Below are 9,066 nucleotides of genomic sequence, written 5' to 3' on the forward strand. Positions count from 1 at the left end.
GTGCCGCCGTGGTTGTGTGGGTGGAAGCACGGAGGTGGTTCGTGATGTTCTTCGGTCGCCACAAGACGACCATCCCGACGGCCGAGCAGGCGCTGCCCGGCCGCCCAGCACCGATCCTCACCAACCCTGGCCGCCACACCGTTCTCGGGACGTCCCTGCTCGGCCCCTTCCCGGCGGGCCTGCAGACGGCGGTGTTCGGGCTCGGCTGTTTCTGGGGTGCCGAGCGGAAGTTCTGGCAGGTCCCCGGCGTGTACACGACCGCGGTCGGCTACGCGGGCGGCCACACGTCGAACCCGACCTATGAGGAGACCTGCTCCGGCCTGACCGGCCACACCGAGGCCGTGCTCGTCGTCTACGACCCGGCGAAGGTCGGCTACGACGAGCTGCTGCGTGTGTTCTGGGAGAGCCACGACCCGACGCAGGGCATGCGCCAGGGCAACGATGTGGGCACCCAGTACCGCTCGGCGATCTACACGACCAGCGACGAGCAGGCCAGCGCCGCGCTCGCCAGCCGGGACGCCTTCCAGCGCGTGCTCGACGCCGCCGGCTACCCGCAGATCACCACCGAGATCGCCCCGGCCGGGCCGTTCTACTACGCCGAGGAGTACCACCAGCAGTACCTCTCGGACAGCAAGAACCCGCACGGCTACTGCGGCCTCGGCGGAACCGGTCTGTCCTGCCCGGTAGGGGTCGCGTCCACCGGCCCGACGGAAACGCTGGCCGACCAGCGCTGACTGCATCCGGCGCCGACGGTCTTCGTCGGCGCCGGCATGCTGGTCGCCTAGGGGCTGACTGTCCGTATTGGTACTCTCTGCGCGAGCAGGCCGAATGGGCCCATCGGGGGATGGGTCTCGAAAGCGGCGTGCGCAGGGGGAAACTCAATGTTTGTTGTTCGACAGCTGCCCACGCGGGTGGCGGCAATGGCGCTTGTCGTCGCGGCGGTCGTGGCCACCCTTGGCTTCGGGCAGGGGACCGCGGCGGCGGCCACCACCACCTGCACGGATCGCCAGCTGCCCGTGTCCTCGACCGCCAGCTACCTGGGGGTCGACCGTCGGCACTCCGCACAGTTCCGCGGAGTAATCGTCGGCGGTGTGACCAACGTGAACTTCTGGTTCGACGGTGTCTACCGCGGTCAGTTCCGTGCGAACGGGCTCCTGGTCACGGGAACGGCGCCGATCTCGGCGCTGTACAAGACGGTGACGACAACCGAGATCTGGCTCGGCAAGGTCCGCCAGGTTGTCAAGAGCGTTCCTTATCTGCGGGTGTGTGGCAGCTACTGGGTCAAGCTGTCCTGACCCAAGGCAGTCGCGGGAGGCCGCCGTATCCGCGGTGTGGTCGGATACGGCGGTCCGGCAACCCGTACCGAGCCGGCATCGGTGTGTGCTCATGGCCGCGCGGCGGCATGACCTCGCCTTCCGGCCGCGGTGCCGTTCACGATTTCGGTGTGGCTTCCTGAGGCTTCGGTTTCTGCTGCCGCCGAGCAATGATCGAGGATCTTGGTTGCTGTAAGACCAAAATCCTCAGATCTTCGAGCTGCGGCTACGAGCTGCCGGGCAGGCCGGGCTCACCTCGGGTGCTGGCCGGCCGGCGCTGGCGGCGCCCGGCGCTGGCCGGCCTACGCTCAGCTGATCAGGGGGACGGCGTGGGTGACAGTGCGGCCAGGCCGGCGCGGACGGCGGCTGCGGAATCGTCGAGCTCTGCCCGTGCGCGGACCCGCCAGTCGGCACTTATCCGGAAGGTGTCGCCGGCGAAGCGCGGAAAGACGTGGAGGTGCACGTGGAACACCTCCTGAAAGGCGGCCTCGCCGTCGGCGAGGAAGAGGTTGACGCCTTCGCAGCGCAGCGGGGAACGGCGCAACGCCCGTCCTAGGAGGTGCGCGACCCTCCAGACCCGGGCGCCGTCCTCATCGGTCAGGTCCTCCAGCCCGGCGGAGTGCCTGCGCGGCACGACCAGAAGGTGGCCTGGAGTCACGGGCGCGTGGTCGGTGAAGGCCACGACGTCGTCGTCCTCGTAGACCAGGCTTGCCTCAACCTCGCCCCGCGTGATCGCGCAGAACACGCACTGGTCGTCGGTCACGCGTGGACCTCCCAGCTAGTGATCTTCCGGCGCGTAGCCGGATGCGCCTCATGATCCGGCGGTGGGCTCGACCCGGCGCCAGGTCTCGTCCGTGACGATCACGTGATCGAGGAATCGCAGGCCGAGGACCTCGGCCGCCTCCTGGATCCGGTGGGTCACCTGGCGGTCGGCGAGGCTCGGCTCCGGGTCGCCGCCCGGGTGGTTGTGGGCCAGGCCGAAGGCGGAGCCGCCGCAGCGCAGCACCTGGGTGAGCAGCTCACGGACACTCAGCGTGCTGGCCGTGGACGTCCCCTGGCTGAGCAGGCTGGCCCGCAGCACCGCGCCGTTGCCGTCGCACACGACCACGACGACGCGCTCGCCGCGTAGGCCGCGCAGCAGCGGTGCCGCCGCGGCGGCCAGGGCGGCGGTGCTGCCCACCGCCGCCACCGCCCCGCCCGGTGCGCGGACCCGGTGGCCGAGGTGGAAGGCGGCGCAGATCCGCGCCGCCTTCGCCGGCCCGACGCCGGGCTGGCAGGTCAGCTCCTGAGGGTCGGCGCGGGACAGGTCGTGGAGACCGCCGTGCCGCGCGATGAGCCGGGCGGCGAGCTCGACGGCATCCCTGCCGGGCGCGCCGGAGCCCAGGAGGATCGCGAGCAGCTCCCGATCGGCCAGCGCCTCGACGCCGCGCGCAAGCACCCGTTCACGTGGCCTTTCATGGGCGGGGAGGTCCTTCAACCGCATGTTCACTTCCCCCGTTTCCGGTGTGCTGTCTCCCGGCGTTCCGTGTGTGCACTGGTGCCCGCGTTGTTCCCGTGTGCGACTACGGTAGGGGTTGGGTACGACAGGCTTCGCGGTCGGGCGCTTCGAGGGGTCCGCAACGTCCGCGGCTGCCTGCGCGTCTGTCTTGTGCCTGCACACCTCGGCGCGTGGGAGAAAAAGTTGGCTCGCCGTAGTTACGACCTCCATGCAAGTGGTATCGGCTACCGCACACGTGGTAGCGATTTCCGGACGTGGGACCAGCTCAGCCGCCAGGAGCGGAGAACCGGCCTGACGATGCTCGCCGCGATCGGCGTCGTCGCCGTCGTCGCGGTCTGGCTCCTGGTCGGCGATGAGACCAGCGTCGGTGCCGAAACCGGCGCGGCGGCACCGCCGACCGTCGACGTCAGCGCCGAGCTCGACGCCTGGTACGAGTCGACCGCGACGGAACGCGCCGACGTCGTCAAGGCGGCTACCGACGTCCGGACCTACATCAGCGCCAAGGACGGGCTTTCGTTGCAGCCGGCGTGCGTCACCCTGGGGGAGGCGGCACAGCGGGCAGCGGCGGTCACGGCCGCGCCCGACCAGGCCGCGCATCAGGCCTGGTCGGATGGCGCCGCCGGCTACACCAGCGCGGCGGCGGTCTGCGGCAACCTGTTCGACGGCACGAAGGAGTCGGTCGCCTCCCTGCTGGGGCGGACGACCGCGGCGCTCGACACCGCGGACGGCACCTGGACCAGGCTCGCGGCCGACCTGGGGCAGCCCGCGCAGACCGTCCAGCCGGCCTCGGGCGGGTGACAGTCCGAGCCTGCGGCGGTGGATGCTGCGAGACTTCGTGCAATGAACCTTCTCCATCTCACGGTGCATGATCAGGGATGCCGAAGGTTCGAGCCGACGATGGAAAAGGTTCAATGAACTACCTGGCGAGGTTGGAGTCCCATGCGGACGCCCTGCTCCACTCGGCGCTACGTGATCTGAACGCCGCCGTCCCCGGCTGCCCCGGCTGGGACTGCCGCCGGCTGGTATCCCATGTCAGCCGGCTGTACACCGTCACTGCGCGGCACCTCCCGCGGGGCATGACCGCGGAACCCGAGCGGGTGCCGGCGCCGCCACGAGACGACACCGAGCTCACGGCCTACTACCGCAAGGCCGTCGCGGACGTCCTGGCCGCCTTGCGGGACGTCGATCCGGCCACGCCGGCCTGGACGTTCACCGCCCACATCACCCCCGGTCTCGCCTCGTTCTGGCCGCGCCGGCTGGCCAACGAGACCCTCGTGCACGCCTGGGACGCGGCCAGCGCCTTCGGTGAGCCTCCCGACTTCGTGCCCGAGCAGGCCGCGGACGCCGTCGACGAGGTGCTGACGTTGCTGTTGCCGGCGGCCCGGGCGGTCGGGATCTCGCCCCCTGGTGAGGGCACGGCGCACGTCCACCTCACCGACATCACCGGTGAGTGGCTGGTGCGGTTCGCCGGCCCGGCCGCGACGGTGACGACCGAGCATGCGAAGGGCGACGCGGCGCTGCGCGGACCGGCCGGGCCCGTCCTGCTCGCGCTGTGGGGCCGGCTCGACCCGGCCGATCCCGGCCCGCGCGGCGGCGGCCTCACCGCTTTCGGCGAGGCCGACCTGCTGCGTGCGCTGCGGTGCGGGCGATAGGAACGCTCGGTCTCAGGAGGGGCCGGCGGTGGGGCCGCGGAACAGCGTTGCGGTCGGGGACGACGCGGTCAGGGTCGCCTTGGCCGGGGTGAACAGGAACGACTTCTGCGGCAGCCCGTCCGGGTTGAGGAAGAACGCCTGCTCGATGGAGTCGATCTGGACGCTGGCACCGGTGTCATAGCCCTTGCCGACGACCCGGGTCGCCTGGATGGAGGCGATGTCCTCGGCGACTGTTCCCGGCGGGAGCGCGATCGCGGTCTGGGCGGGGGAGTCCCGCTCAAGGGACCACGCGGGGTACACCTGGTTCGACCGGAAGGTGGTCGGGTTGCCGGACAGGCGCACCCCGACCGAGACCCCGATCCAGGCGTTGTCGGTGTTCGGCTTGCTGGTGGTCTTACGGAGAACCAGGTACAGGTAGGTGCGGGGGTCGGCGATCTGCTCGGTGGAGGACGCCTCGGGCGCCTCGGTGACCTTGCCCTCCCGGTTGACCTCCTGGGCCATCACCCAGTACGTCCACGGGTTCTCGTCCATGACGTGTTCGCGGGCCTGGTTGACCGGGTCCAGCGGGTCGCCGACGGCGAGGGAGAACCGCATCTGCCCGTCCGTCTGGTTGCAGATGTTGTTGTTCAGCGTGCAGGTCTGCAGCACCGGATGGGTGCCCTCGACCTTGCCGGTGAACGGCGTGTCGACGTGGTCGGGCCCCTGTACGGTCGCGCTGCCGGGCACGGCGTTGCCCGCGGCGTCGACCTCGACCCGGTAGGTCCACTCGATGTCCGTGGTGCGTCCCCACTGGGCCATCAGCGCGGGCGTCGACGTCCCGCCGTCCTCATTGCTCCAGATCATGGAGTAGGTCAGCAGCCGGTGCCCGGAGATCGCCGTCTCCGTCTCCGAGTGGAAGGCGACGAGCGGCGAGTCGGTCAGCGCGTTCTGGTAGGGGCCGGTCGCGGGTGTGCCCGCGAGCAGCGCCGGGTTCGGTGTCGTGCGCCCGTACAGCACCGGGGCGTTGCGGGCCGCGGCGTAGTGGGCGTCGCCCGGGGCGATCGTCCGGAAGGCGAACTGGGAAAGCCTGGCCTGCGTGGAACCCTGGGGTGAGCGGTCCGCGGCGAACTGCAGGCGCAGTGCGTGCTCACCGGCGGTGAGACCGCCCAGGGCCAGACTGCGCTTGATCGGGAAGGACGCGGGGATCACCAGGTCCGTCGTGTAGTTGCCGTCGACGAACAGGGAGACGACCGCGGACTCGGAGCCGACGGTCCCCCAGGAGACCCCGGGCGCCTCGGTGGTGACATCCAGCACGACCTCGCCGGCGGCCGCGACGTCGAACGGGATGGTCGTCTCGGCCGCACGTTCAAGGACGACCTCAGCTGGCGGAGCGGCGTCCTTGTCGTCGGAACCGCAGGCAGCGAATGTGACCGCAAGCATGGCGACGGCCAGGCCGCCACCGAACAGCCGGCGAAGTTGCCCAGACACCCGATTCTCCTCCGTGTGATTCGGGAGTCCCCACCGCGGCCGCGGCCATGTCCCACTCGTCCCGAATCGTCGCGCAATCCCGCGCGCCTCCATCCTGACGGGTACGTTGCGCTCGGTCGCAGCCGGCTCCCCACGACGGGAGCTGTCGTCCTGATAGGCACCGTTACGCGCTTCGGTCCCGCGCACTCCCAGTAGTCAGATGGATGTCATCGGCCCGTCACCCCCGGGGGCACCTGGGTGGGGGCGGCCATCCGGGTACCCCCGGCCCCCGGTGGTGACGCGCGCCGATGGCGGCCGGCGGCAGGCGCTGGGAGGGTGGCGGACGTCGCGTCGCCGGGCGGCCGGATACCCAACCGAACGTGCCCGCCGATCACGCGGTCGCGCAATCGCGTCCGGCATCATTCCTCCAGGGGTGCGTGCCTGGGGACAGCGCCGTCGAGCACGCTGGGAGGCACCGTGCGCAAGTTTGTGATCATGGGTGTCCAGGGAAGCGGCAAGGGCACCCAGGCGAAGCTCATGGCGGACGAGCTCGACCTGGTGCACATCAGCGTCGGCGATGTCTTCCGCTGGAACGTGCAGCACCATACGAAGATCGGTGCGCAGGTCAGGCGGATCGTGGCCAGCGGGCACCTGGTGGGTGACGATCTCGTCGAGTCGGTGGTCCGGACGCGGCTGACCGAGCATGACTGGAACTACGGGTTCATCATCGACGGTTTTCCTCGCAACGCCCGGCAGGCCGAGTTCTTCCTGGAGAGCTACGACATAGACGGGGTCATCTACCTCGACCTGCCCGACGAGGAGGTCGTTCGCCGGGTGCTGGCGCGCCGGCTGTGCTCACGGTGCGGGCTCGACTACAACCTGATCGCGAGCCGCCCGCAGGTCGAGGACACCTGTGACGTCTGCGGGGGAGCGCTGGTGACCCGCTCCGACGACAACCCGGAGGCGCTGGCCGTCCGGCTCTCGGAGTACCACGCGAAGACCCGGCCGGTGATGGATATCTTCCAGCGCAAGGAGCATGTCGCCGTCGTGGATGCCCGGCGATCGGTGCTGGAGGTGCAGGCGGAGATCCGTGAGCACTTCGATCTGCCGTCACCTCGAGCCCTCGCGGCCCGGCCCGCGGGCCGGGCCGCCGGGCCACCCGCGGACCGGATGAACGGCCAGCCGAGTGACCAGCCGGCCGCGGCTGACCGATCGGCCAGCTGATCCGCCAGCCGGCCGCGCGGTGGCCAGGTCGGCCAGCCGCGGCCGGCCGCCCGGCCGGTTCGGCTACTGCTTTTCGAAGAGAACCGTGATCGTGTTCGCGGAGCCGAGAGAGGCGGCCGCGATGGTGCCGGTCACCCCATGCCCCTTGAAAGCCATCGTGTTGGCGATGCCGCGGACCTCGGTGTCCGAGGTGATCTCATAACCGGCGGCCGGCAGCGCCTGGCGGTAGAACGTGCGCACCTCGTCCTGGTCCACGCCCCGCATCGTCACCGTGGAGTGGCTGCCGGCGGTGGCCCCGACCTCGACCGTGGCCTTGGGCGGGACCGGGAAGCCCGGTGGGACGTTCGTGCCCTTCAGTGCGTCCGCCCCGGTCGCGGTGTCCACGGTGCCGACGCCGGGCAGCGACGTCGGGACTCCCGTCGGGATGCCGGACGGCAGCAGCGAGGCCAGGCCGGTCGGCAGGGCCGTGGGCAGGGCGGACCGCGCGCTGTCGGGCAGCGAGGCCGGCACCGACGGAGTGGGTAGGTCGTCGAGGCCGTCGCCGCCGCCACAGCCGGCGAGCGCGACGGCGGCGGCAGCGGCAGCTCCCGCGGCGAGCAGCCGGGTGCCTCGGCGGCCCCGCTCCATGGTCCGGCCGCCCGATTCGTCGCCGTCCACGGGTCCGACGACTCGCCGGACCCGGGTACGGGTGAAGTGGTGCATGCCCGGTCGCCCCCTCTCACGATCGGCACGTGGTGTTGGCCGCGACCTGTCGGTGCGGCCCACTGTGCGCAAGATCGGCCGAAGGACACCCTAACGGGGCATCCTCCTGGCTTCTCCCGGCCTGTCACCAATGCGACCACTCACGGCATCCAGTGGCCTCCGGTCGGCATCGGCGGGATCGGGGCGCGCGGTCGAGGCTGACCCTTTTCCGTCGTCGACTGGATCTGCGGCGCCCCTGGCCGTGGGCCGAGGAATGGAAAAGGGCCACTGATCGTCAGGCCGGTCGGGCATCGCTTTTTGCTCTGATATGTCCCGATGTGCGCTCATTGTTGACGCGTGGTGGCGGCGGCTACGCGTGGACGGATCCGCGGGTGAGCCCCGGCGATGCGCCGTCATCCGGGGTGTCTTGTGGCTGTACGTTCCTTTTGTGACGGTCACGAACAACGCGGTGATCGGTATGGCTCTGAAGTACATCGAGGCGAACCCGCAGGAGCGTGACCTGCTGCGCTCCTTGATCGTGCTGGCCTTGCACGGGCCGCCGATCGTCACTCCCACCACCACCCCGGCCCATGTGACCTGCAGCGTGGCCCTCGTCTCCGCCGACGGTCGGGTGCTGCACACCAGAGCCGGCGGGAGGTCCTGGAAGCTGCCCGGTGGGCATGTCGACGGGGCGGACCAGTCGCTGCTCGGCGCCGCGCTGCGTCACCTGGCGGCCCAGGCCGAGGTCGAGGCGAACGGGCTGATCCCGGCAAGCGTGCTGCCGGTCGATGTCACGCCGCACCCCGTCGATGCGGTGCCGACCCGGGACGAGCCGGAGCATGTTCACTACGAGGCCACATTCCTGCTGCGTGCCGCCGACGGAGCTCTGGAACGGCCCACCTCCCGGCAGATCTCCCGGCGGTGGGTGAGCGTCGCCGACGTGCGAGGCAAGCTGGGTGACAAACTCAGGTCGGAGGCGGCCCACTCCCGCGTCTGACGGAGGCTCAGTGGACACGATTCCGATCCGATTCGTTGACGATCACCTGGTGATCGACATCGCGGAGTCGCTGTCGACAGTGCGCTCCGACGGGCGGCACCTGTGGCTCGGCGGCGACGAGACCGTGACGATCGAGCGCGTCACCCTCACCGCGGCCGGCGATGCCTTCGAGGAGCACGTGAGCTTCCCGGTCGGCGACTTCCTGCCGCTGCCCGAGCCGGCCGACGAGGACGGTGTCGTGCCGGAGATCGACAT

11 protein-coding genes are annotated in these 9,066 nt (G+C 70.5%); 7 read left to right on the top strand and 4 right to left on the bottom strand.

The window, feature by feature from the left end; all coding sequences use genetic code 11:
* The first annotated feature begins 44 nt into the window (after window positions 1-44).
* Together msrA and FREUN1FDRAFT_RS09945 are read left to right on the top strand one after the other, a co-directional pair.
* Window positions 45-734 carry a peptide-methionine (S)-S-oxide reductase MsrA gene (gene msrA, locus FREUN1FDRAFT_RS09940; protein ID WP_006539888.1) on the top strand — a complete coding sequence of 230 codons (690 nt, stop codon included), beginning with the start codon at window positions 45-47 and terminating at the stop codon, window positions 732-734.
* A 147-nt stretch (window positions 735-881) separates the two neighbouring features.
* Complete coding sequence (locus FREUN1FDRAFT_RS09945) at window positions 882-1,295, top strand: hypothetical protein (RefSeq protein ID WP_006539889.1); 414 nt, start codon at window positions 882-884, stop codon at window positions 1,293-1,295.
* A gap of 334 nt (window positions 1,296-1,629) precedes the next feature.
* On the opposite strand, the gene FREUN1FDRAFT_RS09950 is transcribed toward FREUN1FDRAFT_RS09945, so the two are convergent.
* Both FREUN1FDRAFT_RS09950 and FREUN1FDRAFT_RS09955 read right to left on the bottom strand, forming a co-directional pair.
* Window positions 1,630-2,076, bottom strand: coding sequence for an HIT family protein (locus FREUN1FDRAFT_RS09950; RefSeq protein ID WP_006539890.1), 447 nt, complete (start codon window positions 2,074-2,076; stop codon window positions 1,630-1,632).
* A gap of 48 nt (window positions 2,077-2,124) precedes the next feature.
* Window positions 2,125-2,796: a RadC family protein gene (locus FREUN1FDRAFT_RS09955; RefSeq protein WP_006539891.1), complete on the bottom strand. Its 672-nt coding sequence runs from the start codon at window positions 2,794-2,796 to the stop codon at window positions 2,125-2,127.
* Between the two features lie 198 nt (window positions 2,797-2,994).
* Here FREUN1FDRAFT_RS09955 and FREUN1FDRAFT_RS09960 point away from each other — a divergent pair, with 198 nt between their 5' ends.
* Window positions 2,995-3,609 carry a hypothetical protein gene (locus FREUN1FDRAFT_RS09960; RefSeq protein WP_006539892.1) on the top strand — a complete coding sequence of 205 codons (615 nt, stop codon included), beginning with the start codon at window positions 2,995-2,997 and terminating at the stop codon, window positions 3,607-3,609.
* 113 nt (window positions 3,610-3,722) lie between these two features.
* Window positions 3,723-4,463 carry a maleylpyruvate isomerase family mycothiol-dependent enzyme gene (locus FREUN1FDRAFT_RS09965; RefSeq protein WP_006539893.1) on the top strand — a complete coding sequence of 247 codons (741 nt, stop codon included), beginning with the start codon at window positions 3,723-3,725 and terminating at the stop codon, window positions 4,461-4,463.
* A gap of 12 nt (window positions 4,464-4,475) precedes the next feature.
* On the opposite strand, the gene FREUN1FDRAFT_RS09970 is transcribed toward FREUN1FDRAFT_RS09965, so the two are convergent.
* The gene (locus tag FREUN1FDRAFT_RS09970; protein ID WP_006539894.1) at window positions 4,476-5,930 is read right to left on the bottom strand and encodes a hypothetical protein; all 1,455 of its coding nucleotides are present in this window, start codon (window positions 5,928-5,930) and stop codon (window positions 4,476-4,478) included.
* Window positions 5,931-6,386: 456 nt separating this feature from the next.
* On the opposite strand from FREUN1FDRAFT_RS09970, the gene FREUN1FDRAFT_RS09975 reads away from it, so the two are divergent.
* The gene (locus tag FREUN1FDRAFT_RS09975) at window positions 6,387-7,133 is read left to right on the top strand and encodes a nucleoside monophosphate kinase (protein ID WP_006539895.1); all 747 of its coding nucleotides are present in this window, start codon (window positions 6,387-6,389) and stop codon (window positions 7,131-7,133) included.
* A gap of 63 nt (window positions 7,134-7,196) precedes the next feature.
* Here FREUN1FDRAFT_RS09975 and FREUN1FDRAFT_RS09980 read toward each other — a convergent pair whose 3' ends face one another.
* Window positions 7,197-7,835, bottom strand: a complete 639-nt coding sequence (locus FREUN1FDRAFT_RS09980; RefSeq protein WP_006539896.1) for a hypothetical protein — start codon at window positions 7,833-7,835, stop codon at window positions 7,197-7,199.
* A gap of 457 nt (window positions 7,836-8,292) precedes the next feature.
* Here FREUN1FDRAFT_RS09980 and FREUN1FDRAFT_RS09985 point away from each other — a divergent pair, with 457 nt between their 5' ends.
* Window positions 8,293-8,811, top strand: coding sequence for an NUDIX domain-containing protein (locus tag FREUN1FDRAFT_RS09985; RefSeq protein ID WP_232295128.1), 519 nt, complete (start codon window positions 8,293-8,295; stop codon window positions 8,809-8,811).
* Window positions 8,812-8,821: 10 nt separating this feature from the next.
* Window positions 8,822-9,066: DUF3616 domain-containing protein (locus FREUN1FDRAFT_RS09990; protein ID WP_006539898.1), on the top strand; the 245-nt coding region annotated here is incomplete at its 3' end.

The organism is Parafrankia sp. EUN1f (genome assembly GCF_000177675.1).
In the GTDB taxonomy this organism is placed as follows: domain Bacteria; phylum Actinomycetota; class Actinomycetes; order Frankiales; family Frankiaceae; genus Parafrankia.